This is a genomic window from Streptomyces durmitorensis (assembly GCF_023498005.1).
In the GTDB taxonomy this organism is placed as follows: domain Bacteria; phylum Actinomycetota; class Actinomycetes; order Streptomycetales; family Streptomycetaceae; genus Streptomyces; species Streptomyces durmitorensis.
This window is the reverse complement of sequence record NZ_CP097289.1, coordinates 8,373,151-8,396,178: the sequence shown is the minus strand read 5'-3', so window position 1 is coordinate 8,396,178 and position 23,028 is coordinate 8,373,151. Positions and strand designations below refer to the sequence as shown.

Here is a 23,028-nt window from a genome sequence, read left to right as displayed (position 1 = left end):
GACTCATGCGTACCACTCAGATATTCGTCCGCGCCGGCCTGACCATCGCCGCCGCTGCTGCACTTCCGCTGGCACTGACCGCTCCGTCGGCGTTCGCCGCCGGAGGAATCACGGTCACCGCCACGGGATCGACGGTCACGGTCACCACCGCGGCCTGCGTCAACGGAGGCGACGCCTCGCTGATGAGCAACGGCCAGTCCAGTTTCGCGCAAGGAAGGCAAGTGGAACTGACGGGCGGCAGCGCCTCCTGGCAGAACGTCAGCACCGGCGTCCATACGGTGGCTGTGGTCTGCGAGGACGGTTCGGCGGCCGGTTCCCAGACGGTCACCGTCGGGGCATCGCCGACCACCTCGTCCACGACGGCGCCCGCGCGCGGCGTCCGGGGCGGTCTCGGCGGTGGCAGCGAGGACTACGGCACGCTCACCCTCGCCGCGGGCGGGGCCCTCGTGGCCTTGGCCGGCGTCGGTGGTGGCACCTGGTACCTGCGCCGCCGCGGCGCGCAGCACCGGCTCTGATCCGGATCCAGGGATCCAAGGATTCAGTGCCACAAGGAATGCGGCTGCCGCCGGTCCCGACTCACGTCGGGCCGGCGGCAGCCGTCTCTCACACGAGCACCAGGCGCGAGGCACTGAGGAACGTCAGGCGTCCGGCGTCCCGAGCTCCTCAAGGGTCCGCTCAAGCCACTGCGTCCAGAACGTCTCCAGATCGATCCCGGCCCGCAGCACCACATGCCGCAACCGGTCCTCCACCGCGTCCTTGCCCGGCGGGAAGTCCCGCTTCTCGATCTCCTCGTACTCGGCCAACTGCCGCTGGTGCAGGGCGAGATGGCGGTGCAGGTCCGCCTCGATGCCCTCCGTTCCGACGACCGCCGCCGCCCGCAGGCGCAGCAGCAGCGTGTCCCGCAGCGGCTTGGGGTCCTGGCTCGCGGCCGTCCAGCGGGCCAGCTCGGCGCGGCCCGCGGGCAGGACCTCGTACTCCTTCTTCTGCCCGCGGGTCGTCTGCTGCTGCTCAAGGGCGCGGATGGCCCCGTCCCGTTCCAGTTTCCCCAGCTCGCGGTAGATCTGCTGGTGCGTGGCCGACCAGAAGTAGCCGATCGACTTGTCGAACCTGCGGGTGAGCTCCAGCCCGGACGAGGGCTTCTCCATCAGGGCGGTGAGGATCGCGTGCGGGAGTGACATGGCGGCCATCCTAGGTACGGCGTCCGAGGGCGGACGCCCGGTGTCACAGCGCCGCGGCCAGCTCCGTGCCCTGCTTGATGGCGCGCTTGGCGTCCAGCTCGGCCGCCACGTCCGCGCCCCCGATGAGGTGCGCGCTGTGCCCGGCGGCAAGGAGGTCCTCGTACAGGTCGCGGCGCGGGTCCTGGCCGGAGCAGAGGACGACCGTGTCGACGGGGATGACCGTGGACTGTCCGTCGACCGTGACGTGCAGGCCCGCGTCGTCGATCAGGTCGTAGCTCGCGCCCGCGACCATGGTGACGCCGCGGTGGCGCAGCTCGGTGCGGTGGATCCAGCCGGTGGTCTTGCCGAGGCCTTGGCCGACCTTGGACGTCTTGCGCTGCAGGAGGTGCACCTGGCGCGGCGGGGTGGGGCGGTCGGGCTCGGTCAGGCCGCCGCGGTCCTTGTAGTCCATGTCGACGCCCCACTGACGGAAGTACGTCGCCGGGTCCAGGCTGGCCTTGTCGCCGCCGTCGGTGAGGTACTCCGCGACGTCGAAGCCGATGCCGCCGGCGCCGATGATCGCGACCCGCTCCCCCACGGGCGCGCTGTCGCGCAGCACGTCGAGGTAGCCGACCACGCTGGGGTGGTCGATGCCGGGGATCTCCGGCGTGCGGGGCGTGACTCCGGTGGCGACGACCACCTCGTCGTACGCGGCCTTCGCCAGCCCTTCCGCCGTGGCGCGGGTGTTCAACTGGACGTCCACGCCGTGCCGTTCGAGCTGCGTGCGGTAGTAGCGCAGGGTCTCGTCGAACTCTTCCTTGCCGGGGACCTTGCGGGCGACGTTGAGCTGACCGCCGATCTCGGACGCCGCGTCGATGAGCGTGACGGCATGGCCGCGCTCGGCCGCGGAGACCGCGAAGGCGAGGCCTGCCGGGCCCGCGCCCACGACGGCGACGCGCTTCTTGGTGCGGGTCGGCGCGAGGACGAGCTCGGTCTCGTGGCAGGCGCGCGGGTTCACCAGGCAGGAGGTGATCTGGAGGTTGAAGGTGTGGTCCAGGCAGGCCTGGTTGCAGCCGATGCAGGTGTTGATGGCGTCGGAGTCCTCGGCCTTCGCCTTGGCGACGAAGTCCGGGTCGGCCAGGAGCGGGCGGGCCAGGGAGACCATGTCGGCGGCGCCGTCGGCGAGCAACTGCTCGGCGATCTCCGGGGTGTTGATGCGGTTGGTGGTGACGAGCGGTACGGAGACCTCGCCCATGACCTTCTTCGTGACGAAGGTGTAAGCGCCGCGCGGCACCGACGTCGCGATGGTGGGGATGCGCGCCTCGTGCCAGCCGATGCCGGTGTTGATGATCGTGGCGCCCGCGGCCTCGATCTCCTTGGCGAGGTGCACGACCTCTTCGAGGGTCGAGCCGCCGGGGACGAGGTCGAGCATAGAGAGGCGGTAGATGATGATGAAGTCCGCGCCGACGCGCTCGCGTATGCGCCGGACGATCTCCACGGGGAAGCGGATGCGGTTCTCGTAGGCGCCGCCCCAGCGGTCCTCGCGCTGGTTGGTGGGGGCCGCGATGAACTCGTTGATCAAGTAGCCCTCGGAGCCCATGACTTCGACGCCGTCGTAGCCCGCGAGCTTGGCGAGCTCGGCGGCGCGCACGAAGTCCTCGATGGTCTGCTCGACCTCGTCGTCGGTGAGAGCGCGGGGCACGAAGGGGCTGATCGGCGCCTTGATCGCGCTCGGCGCGACAAGGCCCTCGTGGTAGGCGTACCGCCCGAAGTGCAGGATCTGCATGGCGATCTTGCCGCCCGCGGCGTGCACGGCCGCGGTGACGCCCGCGTGTTCCTGGGCCTCCGCCTCGGTGGTCAGCTTGGCACCGCCGTCCCAGGGGCGGCCGAGCTCGTTGGGGGCGATGCCGCCGGTGACGATGAGGCCGACACCGCCGCGCGCACGGGTCGCGTAGAACTCCGCCATCCGCTCGAAGCCGTTCGGCGCCTCTTCCAGGCCCACGTGCATGGATCCCATCAGGACCCGGTTGGGCAGGGTGGTGAAGCCCAGGTCGAGCGGGTTCAGCAGGTTCGGGTAGCGGCTCATGCGGGCCCTCCGTACGCGGTGTGTCGTCAGGACAGTTCTAGAGGACGCCGACCCCTTGTGCAACTAGTTGCATAAAGACGTGGCGGGCGCCACTTCGGCGCAGCACGCTCCCCCGTGACCGTTTTGACCGCATTGCCGGAAGATTCACCGTGCGCAACAGGGGATTGACCATTCAACGAAGCGCTCCTACGCTCCTCGCACCCCCGCAGGTATATCGATTAACCGCCCTGGTTGGAGACATCCCGCTGTGCGCTCAACGATGAGTCGGCGCGGCTTCCTCGCCGCAGGTTCAGGCCTGGCCGCCGCCACCACCCTGCCCGCCCTCGCCGGCTGTTCCACGCTGGCGTCGGCGGATTCCGATCCCGACACGCTCGTGGTGCACAGCCAGCTCGGCACCACCGCTCCGGGCTCGCCCACGTACCTGTCCGCCCTGAACGCCTTCCGGGACGAGAATCCCGGCCTGAAGGTGAAGAACCTCGTCAACGGCGACGACCTCGCGCAGGTCTACGAGACCTCCCGGCTTGCCCGCAAGGAGCCGGACGTCGTCATGGTGAACCTCTACGACAAGACGCTGGCCTGGACCGATGTCGGGGCGACGGTCGACGTCTTGGGGTACATGGACGACTGGGGGCTGCGGAAGCGGGTCCTGCCCGTCGCCCTCGACGCCTGGACCGACGGCAAGGGGCGCCTTCGGGCTTTCCCGTACTTCGCCACCAACTGGCCCGTCGCGTACAATACCGCGCTGCTCCGCAAAGCCGGTGTCGACGAGATACCCACCACCGGCGACCAGCTGATCTCCGCCGCCCGCAAGCTCCGCGCCAAGGGCATCGCACCGGTGACGGTCGGCGGCAACGACTGGACGGGCCAGAAGCTCCTGGCCCAGATCATCCAGACGTTCCTCTCGCCCGACGAGGCGCGAAAGGTGTTCACGAGCGGCGACTTCAGCGGCAGCCGGGGCGCACGCGAGGGCATCGAGTACTTCGCCGCCCTGCGCGACGCGGGCGTCTTCGCCGACAAGGCACAGGGTCTGACGTCGGACACGATGACGACGCAGTTCAACACCGAGTCCGCCGCCATCGAGTCCGCGATGTCATCGGCCCTTGCCAAGGTCCCTCAGAAGGTCGCCCGGCACACCGAGGTCGGCGGCTGGCCGCTCGCGCCGGACGCCGCGCACACCAAGCCGACGATCCTGCGGACGTACACCCTCATCGGCTTCTGGATCAGCCCGAACGGCACGAAGAAGCTGGACGCCGTCGAGAAGTTCGTGCGCTTCATGTACCGCGAGGACACCGTCTCGCGCTTCATCAAGGAGTCCGGCCGCGACATGGCCCTGCGCTCCGACACCCTCAGCACGGACTTCCCGCTCGTCGCCGAGGCGCAGAAGCTCGGCACCGACGTCAGCCAGGCCCTGCTGCCCGACATCTACGTCCCGCCGGCCGCGACGCAGCCGCTGATCACCGCGACCAGCACGGCGTTCACGCGCGGCACGAGCCCCGCCAAGGTGCGCTCCGTGCTCGAAGCCGCGTACCGCACCGCATGAGCCGCCCGCCCGAGCCTTCTGGGAGTCACCCGAGATGACGACACTGACGTCGACGCCGGGCGGGACCGAGGTCCGCCCCGCACCGTCGAAGCCCCCTGTCCGCAAGCGCCGCCGCGAGGGCGGCACGATCCTCGCCGTCCCCGCCCTGGTCTGGTACCTGGTCTTCATGGTCGGCCCGATGGTCGCGATCTTCGTGATCGCGGCCCTGCACTGGCCGGGCATGCTCCAGCCAGTCTCGTTCGCCGGGCTCGACAACGTCCGTACCGTCTTCGACGACCCGGTGTTCTGGGACGCCGTGCGCAATACGGCGGTCCAGCTCGCCGTCGCACTGCCGATCATGATCGTGTGCGCGTACATGCTGGGCTACTACGTGGCGCAGAAGCCGCCGGGCCACAAGGTCCTGCGCTATCTCCTCTTCATCCCCGGCCTGATCTCCACCCCGGCCAAGGCGATGGTCTTCTACGCGGCGCTCTCCCCCGACGGCCTGGTCAACGGGGCGCTGAAGTCGGTGGGCCTCGGCTCGGTGACCGACGCCTGGCTCGCCTCTCCCTCGACGGCCCTCGCGTGTCTGATCGTCCTTGACATCTGGGGCGGCATCGGCTTCACCGCCGTCCTGTTCGCCGCCCGCCTCGGCAGCGTGCCCGAGGAGATCGGCGAGGCGGCGCAGTTGGACGGCGCCGGGCACTGGCGGACGATGTGGCGCGTGCACTTCCCGGTCATCCGCGAGTACGTGGGCGTGGTGACGATGCTCCAGTTCCTCTGGACGTTCTTCGGTTCCGCCCAGCACGTCCTGCTGCTCACGCAGGGCGGGCCCGGCAGTTCCTCGACGACGCTCTCCTTCCTCGTCTACCAGAAGGCGTTCATCGCGGCCGACCTCGGTTACAGCCAGACCGTGGGCGTGATCCTCTTCCTGGTCGGTCTCGTCGGTCTGCTCACCATCCGCCGCGCGTTCCGCCAGAACTACTGACGCCGCACGACCCCCGATTGGAGCCGGTCACCTTGAAGCACGGAAAGTCCTGGCTGCCCGCGCACATCCTGGCGTGGGCGTACGCGGCGCTGCTCGTCGTCCCCCTCTATTACCTGCTGGCCTCTGCCTTCAAGACGAACGACCAGATCTTCGCCAGCCCCTTCTCCCTCCCCACCTCGCTGTCGTTCGGCAACTTCGGCACGGCCTTCGAGAGCGCCGATCTGGGGCTCGCGGTCGTCAACTCGGCGCTGGTGACGGCCTTCTCGCTCGCGCTGACGCTGGCGCTCGCGATCCCGGCGGCGTTCGCGATCGCCCGCGCGACGGGCCCGCTCGGGGCGTTCGTCGAGAAGGTCTTCTCGCTGGGCTTCCTCATCCCGACGTTCGCCGCGCTCTTCCCGACGTTCCTGCTGGCCGCGGCGACAGGCCTGTTCCACACCCGCCTGTTCATGGTGCTCTTCCTGCCCGCGACCGCGATGCCGCTGTCCGTCGTCATCCTGGTGCAGTTCATGCGGACCATCCCCAAGGAGATGGAGGAGGCGGCCCGGATGGACGGCGCCTCCACCTTCGCGGTCCTGCGCCACGTCTATACGCCGATGTGTCTGCCCGGCATCGCGACGGTGCTGCTCCTGAACTTCCTGACGTTCTGGAACGAGTACCTCTACTCTCTCGTGATCATCGGCCCCGACCCGTCCCAGCGCACCGTCCAGGTCGCCCTGCCCACCCTGAAGTCCCTCACGGGGACGGATTACGGGGTGCTGACCGCCGGTACGGTTCTGACTCTCGTACCGGTATGGGCCGTCTACACGGTGCTGCAGAAGCGGATGCAGCAGGCCCTCGTCAGTGGGGCGGTGAAGATGTGAGCGGGTCGGAGACATCTCGCAGGGACAACGGCAGGGACAGCGGCGCGCGTCCGACGATCAAGGCGGTCGCCGCGGCGGCCGGGGTCTCCACGGCCGCCGTCTCGCAGGCCTTCAACGCCAAGGGCCGCATCTCCGAGGCGACCCGGCGCCGCATCCTGGACGCCGCCGCCGAGCTCGGCTGGTCGCCGAGCGCCACGGCGACGGCCCTGCGCAGCGCGCGGACCCGCACACTCGCCCTCGTGGTGCGCCGCCCCACGGACGTGCTCGGCGCGGACCCGCACTTCAGCGAGCTGATCACCGGTCTTGAGGGCGAACTGGCCCCACGCGGCTACGGCTTGCTGCTCCACCTGGTCACGGACGTGGCCGAGGAGAGCGCGCTGTACGAACGCCTGGCCGCCGAGGGCCGCGTCGACGGCGCCGTCCTGACCGACGCCCGCGCCGACGATCCGCGCCCGCCGCTCCTGCGGGGCCTCGGCCTGCCCGCCGTGCTGCTCGGCGCGCCCCGGCCGGACGCGCTCGTGCCCACGGTGGGCCTGGGCAACCAGGGCGCCGGCATACACGAAGCCGTCGACCACCTCATGGAACTCGGTCACCGGCGCATCGCCTATGTGTCGGGGCCCGGCGAGCTGCTGCACACGGGGCTGCGCCGCGCTGTCTTCGAAGAGACCTTGCTGCTCAAGGGAGCCCGGCCCGCTGCCGTCCTGAGCACCGACTTCTCCGAGGCGGCGGCCGTCGCCGCGACCGAGCGGCTGCTCGGCATGGCGGAGCGTCCCACGGCCGTCATGTACGCCAACGACTCCATGGCGGTGTGCGGCATCGGCGCGGCCCAGCGCGCCGGACTCCGCGTCCCGGACGACCTGTCCGTCGTCGGCTACGACAATCTCCCCATCGGCCGCTGGCTGCATCCGCGTCTGACGACCGTCGACCAGCAGGTGCAGCGGGTCGGCGCCGCCGCCGCGCGTGCGCTCCTTGCGCAGTGCGGCGAGGACGTGCCGCCCGCGGCGCTCGACGACCGGCCACGGCTCGTCGTCCGCGAGTCGACGGGCCCCACCGGCTGACCTCCGCTTCCGATCACCTCTCCATCCCCGTACGGAAAGACCTGAGTACCACCATGCGACGCCACAGCGCCCAGCTCACCCATGACTCCGCCGTCCTGCCCTGGATAGGTGCCAACTTCTGGTCCCGCACCGGCGGTCCGCTGATGTGGCGGAACTACGACCCGAAGACGGTCCGCGAGGAACTGGCCGTGCTGCGCGAGCACGGCCTGACGATGACCCGCTCCTTCTTCTACTGGCCGGACTTCCACCCCGAACCGCACCGCATCGACGAGGAGTTGTGCGAGCGCTTCCGTGACTTCCTCGACGCGCACACCGAGTTGGGGATGGGCACGGTGCCGACCTTCATCGTCGGGCACATGTCCGGCGAGAACTGGGACCCGGCGTGGCGCGGGGACCGCGACCTCTACGAGGACGTGTGGCTGGTCGGCCGCCAGGCGTGGTTCGTCTCGCAGATGACGCGCCGCTTCAAGGACCACGCGGGGGTCACCGGCTGGCTCATCACCAACGAGATGCCGGGCTACGGCCGCATCTACCAAGTGGACCCGCCCTCCAGCGATGTCGTCACCGCCTGGGCGCAGTTCATGTGCGACGCGGTGCGCGCGGCGGGCGGCACGCAGCCGGTGTCGCTCGGTGACGGCGCGTGGGGCATCGAGGTGACGGGCCGCGACAACGGCTTCTCGCTGCGGGACACGGCCGAGTACGTCGATTTCGTGGGCCCGCACGTGTACCGCTCCGACACCGACCGCGTACGCCAGCACTACCGCGCCGCGTTCGAGTGCGAGCTGGCGGCGGTCACCGGACAGCCGGTGATCCTGGAGGAGTTCGGGCTCTCGACGGACACCGTTTCCGCGGAGAACGCGGGCATCTACTACCGCCAGACGCTCCACAACTCCCTCCTCGGCGGCGCGACCGGCTGGATGGCCTGGAACAACACCGACTACGACGACCTGTGGGACCAGTCGCCCTACGACCACCACCCCTTCGAGATGCACTTCGGCATCACCGACAGCAAGGGAGAACCGAAGGCACCGCTCGTCGAACTCGCCGCGTTCTCCCAGGTGTTGGAGCAGGTGGACTTCGCGCACTGCCGCCGTTCGGACGCGGACGCGGCCCTCGTCGTGCCCGCGTTCCTGGAGCGCGGCTACCCCTACAGCCGACCCGCCGACCGGCCCCTGATCTTCACGTCCCTCCACCAGGGTTACGTCGCCGCGCGCGGGGCCGATCTCCCGGTGGGCCTCACGCGGGAGGCGGACGGGATGCCCGGGGACGCTTCCCTGTATCTCCTGCCGTCCACCCGGCAGTTGACCACCCGCACGCGGCGCGAGCTGGAGCGGCGGGCCCGCGAGGGCGCCACCGTGTACCTGTCGTTCTGCTCCGGCGAGCACCCCGGCACGCGCGGCCCGTGGTTCGACGATCTGGACGGGCTCTTCGGCGTCGAGCTCCAGCTCACCTACGGGGTGGCCGAACCCATCGAGGACGACGTCCTGGAGATGACCTTCACCGAGGAGTTCGGCGGCATCCCGGCGGGCGAGACCCTGCGCTTCCCTGTCGCGGGCAACGAGGACAGCCGCGCCTATCTGCCGGTCGTCCCGACGGGGGCGCGGGTCGTGGCGAAGGACGCGCACGGGCGCCCCGCGCTCCTGGTCCACGAGACGGGGCGCGGCCGTACGGTCCTCGCCACCTACCCGCTGGAGCACATGGCCGCAGGCACGGCCCGCGTCAACCCGGAGCAGACGCACCGGCTGTACGCGGCGTTGGCCCAACTGGCCGGTGTGGAGCGGACGGTGACCGTGGACAGCCACTACGTCTCGGCAGACGTCCTCGTCCACGAGGACGGGCGGCGGTTCGTATGGCTGGTCAGCCAGTCGGACGAGGAGCTGACGGTGCGCCCGGCGGTGGACGGTTCGCTGCACGACCTGGTGACGGGTGAGGCGGTGGAGGAGGCGCGGCTCGCCCCGTTCGGCGTGCACGTCCTTCAGCAGCGATGAGCGCGGCGAGCGCGCCCCTGTACCGGGATGCGGGCGCCCCGGTCGCCGACCGGGTGCGCGACCTGCTCTCCCGGATGACGCTCACCGAGAAGGTGGGCCAGGTCAACCAGCGGATGTACGGCTGGGATGCCCATGAGCGGACGCCCGAAGGCCACCGCCTGACGGACGCCTTCCGCGCCGAGGTCGCCGCGTTCGACGGGATGGGCGCGCTGTACGGACTGCAGCGTGCCGACCCGTGGTCGGGGGTGACGTTCGCGGACGGCATCACGGCCGCGGACGCGGCCCGGGTCGCCGACTCGGTGCAGCGGCATGTCATGTCGAGCACCCGGCTCGGCATCCCGGTTCTCCTTGTCGAGGAGGTCCCGCACGGCCACCAGGCCCTGGACGGCACGGTGCTTCCGGTGAATCTCGCGGTGGGCGCGACCTGGGACCCGGATCTGTACGAGGCCGCCGCGGCGGGCGCGGCGGCCGAACTGCGCGCCCGGGGCGGCCATGTCGCCCTCGTGTCGGCGCTCGATCTGGTCCGGGATCCGCGCTGGGGACGCGCGGAGGAGTGCTTCGGCGAGGACCCGTACCTGGCGGCGCGCTTCACGCGGGCGCTGGTGCGGGGCATGCAGGGTGACGGTGCCGCCTACGCCCCCGACCGGGCGGCGGTCGTGCTCAAGCACTTCGCCGGGCAGGGCGCGACGGTGGGTGGCCGCAACAGCGCGGCCACGGAGCTCGGCCCGCGCGAGCTCCACGAGATCCACCTGGTGGCGGCGCGGGCCGGGGTCCGCGCCGGGGCTGCGGGTGTCATGGCCGCGTACAACGAGTACGACGGCCTGCCGTGCGCGGCCAGCCGTGACCTGCTCACCGGCCTGCTGCGCGGGCGCTGGGGGTTCACCGGTCTGGTCATGGCCGACGGGTGCGCCCTCGACCGGCTCGTGCGCCTCGCCGGTGACCCGGTGGCGGCGGGCGCGCTCGCCCTGGACGCGGGCACGGACCTGAGCCTGTGGGACGGCTGCTTCCCGCGGCTCGCCGAGGCGGTGGAGCGTGGCCTGGTCTCCGAGGACGCCCTGGACACGGCGGTCGCCCGCGTCCTGACGCTGAAGTTCCGCCTGGGCCTCTTCGAGCGGCCCTACGTCGACGAGGCTGCCCAACAGACTTCCCAACAGCCAGAGTTGAGTGAACGCCTGGCCCGCGAGTCCGTCGTCCTGCTGAGTCATGACGGGCCGACGCTCCCCCTGGCGGAGCCCTCCCGCATCGCCGTCATCGGCCCCAACGCCGACGCGCTCCCCCAGCAGCTCGGCGACTACACCGCGCCGCAGCGCCCCGGCACCGGGCTCACCGTCCTCGACGGCATCAGGGCGGTGGCGCCGCCGGGCACCGAGGTGGCGTACGCGCGGGGCTGCGATCTGGTCGGCGGCGACCGGGGCGGGGTGGCGGAGGCGGTGGCGCTTGCCGCCGGTGCCGATACCGCCGTCCTCGTGCTCGGCGGGTCGAGCGCGCGGGAGGCCGACACCCGCTTCGACAGCAATGGGGCCGCTGTCGTGGCTTCCGGCGCCCCGGCGGGCATGACGTGCGGCGAGGGGGTCGACCTCGCCGAACTGGAGCTTCCGGACGGGCAGTTGGCGCTGCTCGATGCCGTGGCCGCCACCGGTACGCCCGTCGTCGTGGTCCTCGTCCAGGGGCGGCCGCATGCCGTGCCGGAGCTTTCCGGGCGGGCCCGTGCCGTGCTCTGCGCCTGGTATCCGGGGCCGTGGGGAGGGCGGGCGGTCGCCGACGTGCTCTTCGGGCGCGCGGAGCCCGTGGGGCGGCTTCCCGTCTCCGTGCCGCGCTCGGCGGCCCAGCTCCCGGTGTTCTACAACGCCAAGGATCACGGCTACCGGGGCTACGTGGACCAGCCCGCCACCGCGCTGTACGCCTTCGGTCACGGTCTCTCGTACACGACCGTCGAGTACGGGGAGCCCCGGCTCTCCCGCACCCAGGCTCCGGTCGGCGATCCGGCGCTCACCTGCACGGTTGCCGTGACGAACACGGGTGCGCGGGCGGTGCGGGAGACCGTGCAGCTCTATGTGCGCCGGGTCGCGGGCTCTAGCTCCTGGCCGCGCGTCCGTGAGCTGCGCGGTTTTGCCCGCATCGACCTGGACCCCGGAGAGCTGGCCGAGGTCGTCTTCGTCGTCGATGCGGATACGCTGGCCTCGCTGGACCGCGCTCTGGAGTACGCCGTGGAGCCGGGCGAGGTCCTCCTGGAGACGGGCCCCTCGTCGGATCGCACCCGCTGCGCCCGGCTGACCCTGACGCCCGCCGCGGCCCCCGGGTGAGCGCCACGTCCGAATCCCGCCAGCCGCGCGCCCGCGAAGACCGCAGACTTGTGGGCGTCACCGGGACACCAGGGAGCTCGGGACACTAGGGAGCAACTGATGACCAAGGTCATGGCCAAGGCCGTCTACACGACCGTCGACAGCCCGCTGGGCGAGCTGCTGCTGGTGGGCGAGGAGTCGGCCACCGCGAACGGCGGCACCGCGCTGGCCTCGCTGTCCCTGCCCGGGCAGAAGGGCGGCGCCGTCGTGCGGGACGGGTGGGTGCGTGACGACGAGGCCTTCGCCGTGATCGCCGGGCAGTTGCGCTCGTACTTCGAGGGGACGCGTCGGCACTTCGACATCGAGTACGTGAGCGGCGTCGGCACCGACTTCCAGGAGCGGGTCTGGCACGCCCTCGACACGCTCCCGTACGGCACGACCACCTCGTACGGGAAGCTCGCCGAACAGCTCGGCATCTCGCGCGCCGCGGTCCGCGCCCTGGGCACGGCGATCGGGCGCAACCCGCTGCTCGTCGTCCGCCCCTGTCACCGGGTCCTCGGCGCCGACGGCTCGCTGACCGGGTACGCGGGCGGCCTGGAGGCCAAGCAGCTGCTCCTGGACCTGGAGTCGAAGAACTAACCCGGAGTCGAAGAAGACCGGCCCCGAGTCGAAGATCTAGCGTCCGCCCCGGTGGCCCAGGCGCTCCGAGAGGTCGCCCGCGCCCTTGGCCGCCAGCTCGGCCAGTTCGTCCTCGCGCTGCTCGCTCCAGCGGATCATCGGCACGGAGATGGACAGCGCCGCGACGACGTGGCCCGCGCTGTCGCGGACCGGTGCCGCCACGCAGCTCACGTCCGGGTTGGACTCGCGGTGTTCGGCCGCGACCCCGCGCTCGCGGACCTCGGCGAGCGCTGCCAGCAGTGCGTCCGGCTCCGTGATGCTGTTCTGGGTCATCGCCACAAGGTCCCGTCCCGCGAGGCGTGTCTCCAGCTCGGCCGGGGGCAGCGAGGCGAGCAGCATCTTGCCCACCGACGTGCAGTGCGCGGGCAGTTTGCGGCCCGCGGCGGAGACCATGCGCACCGCGTGCGTGGAGTCCACCTTGGCGATGTAGATGACGTCCGTGTCCTCAAGGACCGCCACGTGGACGGTCTCGTCGCAGGTCTCCGCGACCTCGCGGGCCACCTGCTGGCCCTCGGCGGCCAGGTCGAGCTGTTCCGCGTACCGGCTGCCGAGCTGGTAGGCGCGGACACCGAGGCGGTAGCGGCCCGTCTGGTCCGGGATCTGGACAAGGTACGAACGGGCGGCGAGGGTGGTGAGCAGTTCGTGCACGGTGGTGCGCGGCAGTTGGAGTCTGCGGGTGACCTCGGGGGCGGACAGTGTCCCGTCGCCCTCCAGGAACAGCTCCAGTATGTCCAGCGCCCTGGTCACCGCGGGAACGAGTCGTCCCATGGTCGGCCTCCCACCCCGTGCGTCCGAAAGTCTCGTCCGAAACTTCGGTCAACGATCGATATGACGAACACAGGCTAGACACAGCGAGGTTCGGCGCGCAACGGCCTGAGGGGCACCCGTGGGTCCAAGACCGTTTCGCGCGACCCATTGACACCCTGCCGCCTGCGTGAATACGGTCACGCCAACATTTCGAACGTGTGACGAAATACCGAACAACCAAGGGGCAACTGCCTTGCGTATTACGGGAATCAGCACGCACGTGGTGGGGACGCCGTGGCGCAATCTCACCTACGTCCAGGTCCATACCGACGAAGGCCTCACCGGAGTCGGCGAGACCCGCATGCTCGGCCGCACCGACGCGCTGCTCGGCTACCTCCAGGAGGCGGCGGCCAACCACATCGTGGGGTCCGACCCGTTCGCGGTCGAGGACCTCGTGCGGAAGATGAAGTACGGCGACTACGGCCGGGCAGGCGAGATCGTCATGTCGGGCATCGCCTGCGTGGAGATGGCCTGCTGGGACATCAAGGGCAAGGCCCTGGGCGTGCCGGTCTGGCAGCTGCTCGGCGGGAAGGTGACCGACAAGGTCAAGGCGTACGCCAACGGCTGGTACACCACCGAGCGCACCCCGGAGGCGTACCACAAGGCCGCTCGGGCCGTGGTCGAGCGGGGCTACCGCGCCCTGAAGATCGACCCGTTCGGGACCGGGCACTTCGAGCTCGACCAGGCGGGCACGTCCTACGCGGTCTCGCTGATCGAGGCGGTGCGGGACGCGATCGGCCCGGACGCCGAGCTGATGCTGGAGATGCACGGGCGGTTCAGCCCGTCCACGGCCGTGCGTCTGGCGAAGGACATGGCGCCGTTCCGGCCGGCCTGGCTGGAGGAGCCGGTGCCGCCGGAGAACCTCAAGGCGCTGGAGAAGGTCGCCGCCAAGGTGGACATGCCGATCGCCACCGGCGAGCGCATCCATGACCGGATCGAGTTCCGCGAGCTCTTCGAGTCCCAGGCCGCCGACATCATCCAGCCGGACCTCGGCCACATCGGCGGCATCCTGGAGACCCGCAAGCTGGCCGCGACGGCGGAGACGCACTACACGCTGATCGCGCCGCACAACGTCGGCGGCTCCGTGCTCACCGCGGCCTCGCTCCAACTCGCCGCCTGCACCCCCAATTTCAAGATCCTTGAGCACTTCAACGACTTCGCGGACGCGGAGATCAAGAAGGTGGTCAAGGGCGCGCCCCAGGTGGTCGACGGCTACTTCGAGGTGTCGCACGAGCCGGGCCTCGGCGTCGAGCTCGACACGGACGCGGCGGCCGAGTTCCCGCAGCAGCAGGCGCGGTTCGACCTGTGGGCCGAGGGCTGGGAGAAGCGCGCCCCCAAGACGGCCGGGAAGTGAGCGAAGTGAGCGGCGACTCACGCGCGATCGTCGTCGACCGGCCGGGCTCGCACCGGCTCACGGTCGGTGCGCCGCCCGAGCCCGGACCCGGTGAGGTCCTGGTCAGGGTGGCCGCCGCCGGGATCTGCATGAGCGACCGCGAGGTCTACGACGGTCACCGGGACGCCGCCTATGTGCGCTATCCCGTGATCCCCGGGCACGAGTGGTCCGGCACCGTCGAGGCGGTCGGCGAGGGCGTCGACCCGGCGCTCGTCGGACAGAAGACGGTCGCCGAGGGGTTCCGGGCCTGCGGCACCTGCGAGCGGTGCCGGTGCGGGGAGACGAGCCTGTGCGGCGGCGGGTACGCGGAGACCGGGTTCACCGAGCCCGGTGCCTTCGCCGACCATGTGGCCGTACCCGCCCGCCTGTTGCACCTCCTGCATCCGGACGCGGACCTGGCGGCCGCCGCCCTGCTCGAACCCGCCGCGGTGATCGCCGGCGCGGTGCGGACAGGGCGGCCGAGGCCCGGCGAGCGGATCGCGGTGGTCGGCGCGGGCACCCTCGGGATGCTCGCGGTGCAGCTCCTCGCCGCCTCGTCGCCCGGCGAGCTCGTGGTGATCGACCCGCGGGCCGAACGTGGCAGGCAGGCACTGGACTTCGGGGCGAGCGAGAGTCTGACGCCCGCCGAATCGGAGGCGTACCACGGTCGTTTCGACCTGGTCGTGGAGACCGCGGGCGCGCCGACCACGGCCGCCTCCTCGTGCCTGCTCGCGCGCAGGGGCGGCCGGGTGGTGCTTACCGGCATGTTCACGCCCGGCGCCGTCGGCATCGATCCGGTGCATCTCTCGCTGAGCCAGCTGGAGGTGCGCAGTGTCTTCGGTGCTCCGTCCTCCGCCTGGTCGGACGCGGTGCGGGCGTTCGGGCTCGGTCTGCTCGGCCCGGCCCCGCTCATCACGCACGAGTTCCCGCTTGAGCGGTTCGGCGAGGCCGTCGCGCTGGTCGGCGGCGGTGACCCGAAGACCGGGAAGGTGCTCCTGCGCCCCTGACCCACCGGGGAGTCGTGGCCGTATCGGTATGCGCTCCTTGAACCGACCAACGTACGAAATATCGAACACAGCAGAATTCACTGCGTATGGGAGTCCCGTGACCAGCCCGTCAGCACCCCGCCGTCCCGGCGTCGACGCCCTCGCCCGCATCGGGCACCCCGTACCCGCCATCGACCCGGCCGACGCGTCCCCGCACGCGTTCCCCGACGGTGGCACCTGGCGCACCGAGATCCCCTCCGTGGAGGGCCCCGAAGCGCTGGCCGTCGTCCTCAAGGAGAGCTCGCGGCTCGACGTACCGATCCACCGGATCAGCCAGGGCAGCGGAATCTGGATGCTCTCCGACGACGAGATCACCGAGATGGTGGATGCCTGTGCCGAACGGGACATCGAGCTCTGCCTGTTCACCGGGCCGCGCGGCACCTGGGACATCGGCGCCGCGACCCGCACCGACTCCGGCGGCGGCGGCCTTCGCTCGCGCGGCCACGACGCGCTCGCCGGATGCGTCGAGGACGCCGTGCGCGCCACCGAGCTGGGGGTGCGCTGCCTGCTCGTCGCCGACGAGGGTGTGCTGTGGACACTGCACCGGCTGCGGGTGGCCGGTGTGCTGCCCGCCGACACCACGTTCAAGGTGTCGGCCCTGATCGGCCCGGTCAACCCGGCCTCGTACGCGGTCTACGAACGGCTCGGCGCCGACTCCCTCAACATCCCCTCCGACCTCACCCTGGACCACCTCACGGAGATCCGCCGGGCGAGCCGCGCCCCGATGGACCTGTACGTCGAGGCGCCCGACGACCTCGGCGGCTACGTCCGGATGTACGAGGCGGCCGAGCTGATCCGGCGCGGCGCCCCGCTCTACCTCAAGTTCGGCCTGAGTAAGTCCCCCGGCATCTACCCCTACGGTGCCCACCTGCGCGACCACACCCTGGCCACCGCCCGTGAGCGGGTCCGCCGCGGTCGTCTCGCCCTCGACCTGCTCGCCCGGCACGGAGCGGACGGCGGGATGTCGCCGCTCGGCTCGCGCCTGCCCGGCGAGCTCCAGCGCTTCCCCGTCCCGGAAGGGGACTGACCCATGACCACCCGCACATCGAGAAAAGTACGGCTCACGGCCGCCGTGGCCACCGCTGTCCTGCTCGGCTCCCTGACCGCCTGCGGCCAGGAGGCCAAGGGCGGCAGCCGCTACCAGCCGGAGGAGGGCAAGGGCAGCACCATCGGTCTCGCGATGCCCACCAAGGCCTCCGAGCGGTGGATAGCCGACGGCAACAACATGGCCAAGCAGTTCCAGAAGGCCGGGTACAAGACCGATCTGCAGTACGGCGACGACAAGGTCGAGAACCAGATCGCCCAGCTGGAGAACATGATCACCAAGGGGCGCAGTCTCCTGGTGGTCGCCGCCATCGACGGCTCCGCGCTCACCGAGGTCCTGCAGCGCGCGCACGACGCGGGCATCCCCGTGATCTCGTACGACCGCCTCATCCTCGGCACGCCGTACGTCGACTACTACGCGTCGTTCGACAACGAGCGCGTCGGCCGACTCGAAGCCCAGTACATCGTGAAGAAGCTGAAGCTGGGCGAGCCGGAGAAGGGCGGCGACGCGCACAACATCGAGCTGTTCGCGGGCTCGCCGGACGACAACAACACCAAGTACTTCTGGAACGGCGCCATGAAGGTGCTTGAGCCGTACTTCAAGAGCGGCCAGCTCACCGTGCGCAGCAAGCAGACGAGGATGAACCAGGCCACCACGCTGCGCTGGGACGGCGGCACCGCGCAGAAGCGCATGGACGACCTGATCAGCAAGAACTACGGCTCCCAGAAGGTCGACGCGGTCCTCTCGCCCTACGACGGGATCTCGATCGGCATCATCTCCGCCCTGAAGAGCGCGGGGTACGGCTCCAAGAGCCAGCCGCTGCCGGTGATCACCGGGCAGGACGCCGAGCTCGCGTCGGTGAAGTCCATCATCCGCGGCGAGCAGACGCAGACGGTGTTCAAGGACACCCGCAAGCTGGCCGCGCAGACGGTGTCCATGGGCGACGCGGTCCTGAACGACAAGAAGCCGAAGGTCAACAACACCAAGGACTACAACAACGGCAAGAAGACCGTGCCGTCCTTCCTCCTCGACCCGGTCAGCATCGACAAGTCCAACACCCAACTCCTGGTCGACGAGGGTTACTTCAAGGCTGGGCAGCTCCAGTGAGCGGGCCCGTACTGGAGATGCGCGGCATCACCAAGACGTTCCCCGGCGTCAAGGCGCTCTCCGACGTGAATCTGACCGTGGGCGCCGGGGAGATCCACGCGATCTGCGGCGAGAACGGCGCGGGCAAGTCGACGCTGATGAAGGTGCTCAGCGGCGTCCACGAGCACGGCAGTTACGACGGCGAGATCCACTTCGAGGGCCGTCAGATGGCCTTCAAGGACATCCGCGCCAGCGAGAAGCACGGCATCGTGATCATCCATCAGGAGCTGGCACTCGTCCCGTATCTGTCCATCGCCGAGAACATCTTCCTGGGCAACGAACAGAGCACCCGGGGCTTCATCGACTGGAACGACACGCTGCGCAGGGCGAGTGCGCTGCTCAAGCGGGTCGGTCTGAGCGAGAAGCCGCAGACTCCGGTGGCCGACATCGGCGTGGGCAAGCAGCAACTGGTGGAGATCGCCAAGGCCCTGTCGAAGGAGGTGAAGCTGCTTATCCTGGACGAGCCGACGGCCGCGCTCAACGACGATGACAGCGCCAAGCTGCTCGACCTCATCCTGGAGCTGCGCGATCAGGGCATCGCCTGCATCATCATCTCGCACAAGCTGAACGAGATCCGGGCCATCGCCGACTCGGTGACGATCCTGCGCGACGGGCAGACCATCGAGACGCTGACGGTCCGTGAGACTCCTTCGGCCGACCCGCAGTTGTCGGAGGACCGCATCATCCGCGGCATGGTCGGACGCGACCTCGACCACCGCTTCCCCGACCGCACGCCCTACGAAGGCGACGACGCGGGATCTCTCGCGCTGTCCGTGGCGGGCTGGACGGTGCGGCATCCGATCGACCACCAGCGCAAGGTCGTCGACGACGTGTCGCTGACCGTGCGGCGCGGTGAGATCGTCGGCATCGCGGGCCTGATGGGCGCGGGCCGCACGGAGCTGGCGATGTCCGTCTTCGGGCGTTCCTACGGCTCGTACGTGGCCGGAACGGTGGCCGTCGGCGGGCGCGACGTCGTGACGAAGAACGTGCCCGCCGCGGTCGACGCCGGGATCGCGTACGTGACCGAGGACCGCAAGCAGTACGGCCTCAACCTCATCGACAACATCAACCGCAACATCTCCCTGCCCTCGCTGCCGGGCATGCGGCGGGGGGACGGCTTCGTCGACGAGCACCACGAACGCTCCGTCGCCGAGCGCTACCGCAAGTCGATGAACATCAAGACCCCCACCGTCTTCGAGCAGGTGGGGCGGCTCTCCGGCGGCAATCAGCAGAAGGTCGTCCTGAGCAAGTGGATCCACGCCGACCCCGAGGTCCTCATCCTCGACGAGCCGACGCGTGGCATCGACATCGGCGCCAAGTACGAGATCTACACCGTCATCGACAAGCTGGCGGCCTCGGGCAAGGCGGTGCTCTTCATCTCCTCCGAACTGCCCGAGCTGCTCGGGATGTGCGACCGGATCTACACGATGGCCGAGGGCCGGCTGACCGGTGAGGTCGACCGCGCGGACGCCACCCAGGAACTCCTGATGCGCCACATGACCAAGAACAGAAGCTGAGGCATCCGCCATGACCACCACGACCACGCCGCCACGTGACACCTCGTCCACGCCGCCCGCCAAGGAATCGGCCGGGGCACTGCTGCTGCGGAGCGTGCGCTCCAACATGCGCCAGTACGGCATGCTCGTCGCCCTGGCCTTCATCGTCATCCTGTTCCAGATCTGGACCGACGGCACACTGCTCCTGCCGAACAACGTCTCCAACCTGATCCAGCAGAACGGCTACATCCTCATCCTGGCCATCGGCATGATGATCGTCATCATCGCCGGGCACATCGACCTGTCCGTCGGCTCCCTTGTCGCCTTCGTGGGCGCCATGTCGGCGGTGATGATGGTCAAGCACGACATGCCCTGGGTACTCGCGCTCGTCCTGTCGCTCCTCATCGGCGCGGTCGCCGGTGCGTGGCAGGGCTTCTTCATCGCGTACGTCGGCATCCCGTCGTTCATCGTGACCCTGGCCGGCATGCTGCTCTTCCGCGGTCTCACGCAGATCGTCCTCGAGGGCCAGTCGCTGTCTCCGTTCCCCGAGGGCTTCCAGAACATCGCCAAGGGGTTCATCCCCGAGATGGGCCCGTACACGCAATACCACAACCCGACGCTGCTGCTCGGCACGGTGACGGTCGCGTTCCTGCTCTTCCGTGAGTGGCGCAGCCGCAAGCAGCAGTTGGCCTACGACCTCGACGTGACGCCGACGAGCCTGTGGGTGGCCAAGCTGGTCGCGATCACCGCCGCCGTCGTCGCCTTCACGCTGACCCTCGCCAGCTTCCACGGCGTTCCCGTCGTACTGCTCATCATGTGCGGCCTGCTGATCACCCTCGGCTATGTGATGCGCAACGCGGTCGTCGGCCGCCACGTGTACGCGCTCGGCGGCAACAAGGCCGCGGCGAAGCTGTCCGGCGTCAAGGACAAGCGCGTCACCTTCCTGATCTTCGTCAACATGGGCGTGCTCGCCGCGCTCGCGGGCTGTGTGTACGCGGCGCGCCTGAACGCGGGCACCCCGCAGGCGGGACTGAACTTCGAACTGGAGGCGATCGCGGCCGCGTTCATCGGCGGCGCGTCGATGAGCGGCGGCGTCGGCACGGTGATGGGCGCCGTGATCGGCGGCCTGGTGCTCGGCGTCCTCAACAACGGCATGTCCCTGGTCAACATCGGCACCGACTACCAGCAGGTCATCAAGGGCCTGGTGCTGCTTGCCGCGGTCGGCTTCGACGTCTGGAACAAGCGGAAAGTCGGCCGCTAGTCCTCACCCCCAACTTCGCTGTCTGGAGTCGCACATGGAAACGAGCAGACGCACCGTCCTGGCCTCGGCCGCCGCCGCCGGCCTCACCGCCGCCGTCGCGGGCACCTCGCACGCCTCGGCGGGCCGCACGCCCACCAAGGAGCTCTTCGGGAAGCTGGCCGACGGGACCAAGGTGTACCGCTGGTCCCTCGCCAACGGCGGCACCCGCATGAAGGTGCTCTCGTACGGCGGCATCGTGCAGTCCCTCGAACTCCCGGACCGGCACGGCCGGTACACCAACGTCTCCCTGGGCTACGACACCATCGAGGCGTACGTCGCCGGAACCACCTTCTTCGGCGCGCTGATCGGCCGCTACGGCAACCGCATCGCCAAGGGCCGCTTCACCCTGGACGGCAAGACCCACCAGCTCTCCGTGAACGACGGCGACAACAGCCTGCACGGCGGGGCCAAGGGCTTCAACACGCGGGTGTGGGACGTGGAGCCGTTCGCCGACTCCACCGGCGTGGGCCTCGTCCTGCGGTATGTGAGCGTCGACGGCGAGATGGGCTACCCCGGGACGCTGCGCGTGAAGGTGACGTACACGCTCACCGCGCGCGGCGACTGGCGCATCGACTACGCGGCGACCACGGACAAGGCGACCGTGGTGAATCTGACGAACCACACGTACTACAACTTCGCGGGCGAGGGCAGCGGCGACATCCTGGACCACGAACTGGCCCTGGCCGCCGCCCGGTTCACTCCGACGGACGCCGGTCTCATCCCGACCGGTGAGCTGGCGAAGGTGGCGGGCACGCCCTTCGACTTCCGGCGGGCGAAGACGGTGGGCGAAGACATCCGTGTCTCCCACCCGCAACTGGTGACCGCCAAGGGCTTCGACCACAACTGGGTCCTGGACAAGGGCATCACACAGCGCCCCGAGCCCTTCGCGACGCTGCGCGACCCGGAGTCGGGACGCTCCATGAAGATCGCCACGACCGAGCCGGGCGTGCAGTTCTACTCCGGGAACTTCCTCGACGGCACCCTCACCGGGCCTTCGGGGCGCACCTACCGGCAGGGCGACGGTCTGTGCCTGGAGACCCAGCACTTCCCGGACTCCCCCAACCAGCCGAAGTTCCCCTCGACGGTGCTGCGGCCCGGGCAGACCTACCGGTCCAGCACGGTCCACAGCTTCTCGGCGCGCTGAGCCGTGCGCACCAGAATTCTGATCCCGCTCCTTGCCCTGATGGTCGGTCTGCTCGCAACTCCCGCGCACGCAGAACCCACCCATGCCAAGCAGAAGTACGCGGGCTACCTCTTCAGCTACTTCACCGGTGAGGGCACCGCGGACGGCGAGCAGATCCGCATGGCGCTCAGCGACGGCAACGACCCCACGCGTTACCGGGAGTTGAACGGCGGCAAGCCCGTGCTGACCTCGCAGCTCGGCACCAAGGGGCTGCGCGACCCGTTCATCATCCGCTCGCCGAAGGGCGACAAGTTCTATCAGATCGCCACCGACCTGCGGATGTACGGCGGCAGCGGTGGCAGCTGGGACCAGGTCCAGCGCACCGGCAGCAAGTCGATCATGGTGTGGGAGTCCACGGACCTGACCCACTGGACCGACCAGCGCCTGGTGAAGGTCGCCCCGGACACGGCGGGCAACACCTGGGCCCCGGAGGCGTATTACGACGAAAGGCTCAAGACGTACGTCGTCTTCTGGGCGTCCAAGATCTACGGCGCCGACGATCCGGACCACACCGGATCGACGTACAACAAGATGCTGTACGCGACCACGAAGGACTTCCGTACCTTCAGCAAGGCCAAGGTCTGGAACGACCCGGGCTATTCGGTGATCGACTCCACGGTGGTCAAGGACGGCGGGAACTACTACCGCTACACCAAGGACGAGCGGGACCCTGCGTCGGGCACCCCCTGCTCGAAGTTCATCACCTCGGAGAGGTCGAGGAGCCTGACGGACACGTCGTACGACTTCGTGGCCGACTGCATCGGGAAGGGCGTGATCGACCGGGGCGAGGGGCCCGCGGTGTTCAAGTCCAACTCCGGGGACAAGTGGTACATGCTCATCGACGAGTTCGGCGGGCGCGGCTATGTCCTCTTCGAGACGACGGACCTCGCCTCGGGCACCTGGACCGAGACGAAGGACGCCGCCCTGCCGGCGGGTGCCCGGCACGGCACGGTCCTGCCGGTGACCCAGGCGGAGTACGACCGGCTGCTCGGCACCTGAGCACCGGGCAGCACCTGA

18 protein-coding genes and 1 pseudogene are annotated in these 23,028 nt (G+C 69.8%); 16 read left to right on the top strand and 3 right to left on the bottom strand.

What is annotated here, in order from left to right; genetic code table 11:
* The first annotated feature begins 5 nt into the window (after nucleotides 1-5).
* Nucleotides 6-515 carry a hypothetical protein gene (locus M4V62_RS37575; RefSeq protein WP_249591652.1) on the top strand — a complete coding sequence of 170 codons (510 nt, stop codon included), beginning with the start codon at nucleotides 6-8 and terminating at the stop codon, nucleotides 513-515.
* 123 nt (nucleotides 516-638) lie between these two features.
* Here the strand turns inward: M4V62_RS37575 and M4V62_RS37570 are convergent, their stop codons facing one another.
* Both M4V62_RS37570 and M4V62_RS37565 read right to left on the bottom strand, forming a co-directional pair.
* The gene (locus M4V62_RS37570) at nucleotides 639-1,178 is read right to left on the bottom strand and encodes a PadR family transcriptional regulator (protein ID WP_249591651.1); all 540 of its coding nucleotides are present in this window, start codon (nucleotides 1,176-1,178) and stop codon (nucleotides 639-641) included.
* A 43-nt stretch (nucleotides 1,179-1,221) separates the two neighbouring features.
* The gene (locus M4V62_RS37565; protein ID WP_249591650.1) at nucleotides 1,222-3,243 is read right to left on the bottom strand and encodes an NADPH-dependent 2,4-dienoyl-CoA reductase; all 2,022 of its coding nucleotides are present in this window, start codon (nucleotides 3,241-3,243) and stop codon (nucleotides 1,222-1,224) included.
* Nucleotides 3,244-3,490: 247 nt separating this feature from the next.
* Between M4V62_RS37565 and M4V62_RS37560 the strand changes: the two genes are divergently transcribed.
* The 7 genes from M4V62_RS37560 to M4V62_RS37530 all read left to right on the top strand — a co-directional run bounded on the left by M4V62_RS37560 (nucleotide 3,491) and on the right by M4V62_RS37530 (nucleotide 12,577).
* Nucleotides 3,491-4,783 carry an ABC transporter substrate-binding protein gene (locus M4V62_RS37560; protein WP_249591649.1) on the top strand — a complete coding sequence of 431 codons (1,293 nt, stop codon included), beginning with the start codon at nucleotides 3,491-3,493 and terminating at the stop codon, nucleotides 4,781-4,783.
* Nucleotides 4,784-4,817: 34 nt separating this feature from the next.
* Nucleotides 4,818-5,750 carry a carbohydrate ABC transporter permease gene (locus M4V62_RS37555; RefSeq protein WP_249591648.1) on the top strand — a complete coding sequence of 311 codons (933 nt, stop codon included), beginning with the start codon at nucleotides 4,818-4,820 and terminating at the stop codon, nucleotides 5,748-5,750.
* 32 nt (nucleotides 5,751-5,782) lie between these two features.
* Nucleotides 5,783-6,610 carry a carbohydrate ABC transporter permease gene (locus tag M4V62_RS37550; RefSeq protein WP_249591647.1) on the top strand — a complete coding sequence of 276 codons (828 nt, stop codon included), beginning with the start codon at nucleotides 5,783-5,785 and terminating at the stop codon, nucleotides 6,608-6,610.
* Nucleotides 6,607-7,668 carry a LacI family DNA-binding transcriptional regulator gene (locus M4V62_RS37545; protein WP_249591646.1) on the top strand — a complete coding sequence of 354 codons (1,062 nt, stop codon included), beginning with the start codon at nucleotides 6,607-6,609 and terminating at the stop codon, nucleotides 7,666-7,668. The genes M4V62_RS37550 and M4V62_RS37545 overlap by 4 nt, the downstream gene beginning before the upstream one ends.
* A 53-nt stretch (nucleotides 7,669-7,721) precedes the next feature.
* Nucleotides 7,722-9,656, top strand: coding sequence for a glycoside hydrolase 5 family protein (locus M4V62_RS37540; RefSeq protein WP_249591645.1), 1,935 nt, complete (start codon nucleotides 7,722-7,724; stop codon nucleotides 9,654-9,656).
* Nucleotides 9,653-11,959, top strand: a complete 2,307-nt coding sequence (locus M4V62_RS37535) for a glycoside hydrolase family 3 N-terminal domain-containing protein (protein ID WP_249591644.1) — start codon at nucleotides 9,653-9,655, stop codon at nucleotides 11,957-11,959. The genes M4V62_RS37540 and M4V62_RS37535 overlap by 4 nt, the downstream gene beginning before the upstream one ends.
* 99 nt (nucleotides 11,960-12,058) lie before the next feature.
* Nucleotides 12,059-12,577, top strand: coding sequence for a methylated-DNA--[protein]-cysteine S-methyltransferase (locus tag M4V62_RS37530; RefSeq protein WP_249591643.1), 519 nt, complete (start codon nucleotides 12,059-12,061; stop codon nucleotides 12,575-12,577).
* A gap of 36 nt (nucleotides 12,578-12,613) precedes the next feature.
* Here the strand turns inward: M4V62_RS37530 and M4V62_RS37525 are convergent, their stop codons facing one another.
* A complete protein-coding gene (locus M4V62_RS37525) occupies nucleotides 12,614-13,384 on the bottom strand; it encodes an IclR family transcriptional regulator (protein WP_249591642.1) in 771 nt (256 codons plus the stop codon).
* A 232-nt stretch (nucleotides 13,385-13,616) separates the two neighbouring features.
* Here M4V62_RS37525 and M4V62_RS37520 point away from each other — a divergent pair, with 232 nt between their 5' ends.
* The 8 genes and pseudogenes from M4V62_RS37520 to M4V62_RS37485 form a co-directional block, all read left to right on the top strand.
* Nucleotides 13,617-14,777 carry a mandelate racemase/muconate lactonizing enzyme family protein gene (locus M4V62_RS37520; RefSeq protein ID WP_249591641.1) on the top strand — a complete coding sequence of 387 codons (1,161 nt, stop codon included), beginning with the start codon at nucleotides 13,617-13,619 and terminating at the stop codon, nucleotides 14,775-14,777.
* Nucleotides 14,778-14,782: 5 nt separating this feature from the next.
* Nucleotides 14,783-15,802, top strand: a complete 1,020-nt coding sequence (locus M4V62_RS37515; RefSeq protein ID WP_249593173.1) for a zinc-dependent alcohol dehydrogenase — start codon at nucleotides 14,783-14,785, stop codon at nucleotides 15,800-15,802.
* 97 nt (nucleotides 15,803-15,899) lie between these two features.
* Nucleotides 15,900-16,868 carry a hypothetical protein gene (locus M4V62_RS37510; RefSeq protein ID WP_249591640.1) on the top strand — a complete coding sequence of 323 codons (969 nt, stop codon included), beginning with the start codon at nucleotides 15,900-15,902 and terminating at the stop codon, nucleotides 16,866-16,868.
* A 3-nt stretch (nucleotides 16,869-16,871) separates the two neighbouring features.
* On the top strand, nucleotides 16,872-17,993 hold the full coding sequence (gene chvE / locus M4V62_RS37505) for a multiple monosaccharide ABC transporter substrate-binding protein (protein ID WP_249591639.1): 1,122 nt from the start codon (nucleotides 16,872-16,874) through the stop codon (nucleotides 17,991-17,993).
* A 17-nt stretch (nucleotides 17,994-18,010) separates the two neighbouring features.
* Nucleotides 18,011-19,549 (top strand): multiple monosaccharide ABC transporter ATP-binding protein, encoded by a 1,539-nt coding sequence (gene mmsA / locus M4V62_RS37500; RefSeq protein ID WP_283779173.1) that lies wholly within the window; start codon nucleotides 18,011-18,013, stop codon nucleotides 19,547-19,549.
* Nucleotides 19,550-19,559: 10 nt separating this feature from the next.
* Complete coding sequence (gene mmsB, locus M4V62_RS37495) at nucleotides 19,560-20,789, top strand: multiple monosaccharide ABC transporter permease (RefSeq protein ID WP_249591637.1); 1,230 nt, start codon at nucleotides 19,560-19,562, stop codon at nucleotides 20,787-20,789.
* A gap of 34 nt (nucleotides 20,790-20,823) precedes the next feature.
* On the top strand, nucleotides 20,824-21,972 hold the full coding sequence (locus M4V62_RS37490; RefSeq protein WP_249591636.1) for an aldose epimerase family protein: 1,149 nt from the start codon (nucleotides 20,824-20,826) through the stop codon (nucleotides 21,970-21,972).
* A gap of 39 nt (nucleotides 21,973-22,011) precedes the next feature.
* Nucleotides 22,012-23,001 (top strand): annotated as a pseudogene (locus M4V62_RS37485) (glycoside hydrolase family 43 protein); the annotation flags it as partial.
* Nucleotides 23,002-23,028: the final 27 nt, after the last annotated feature.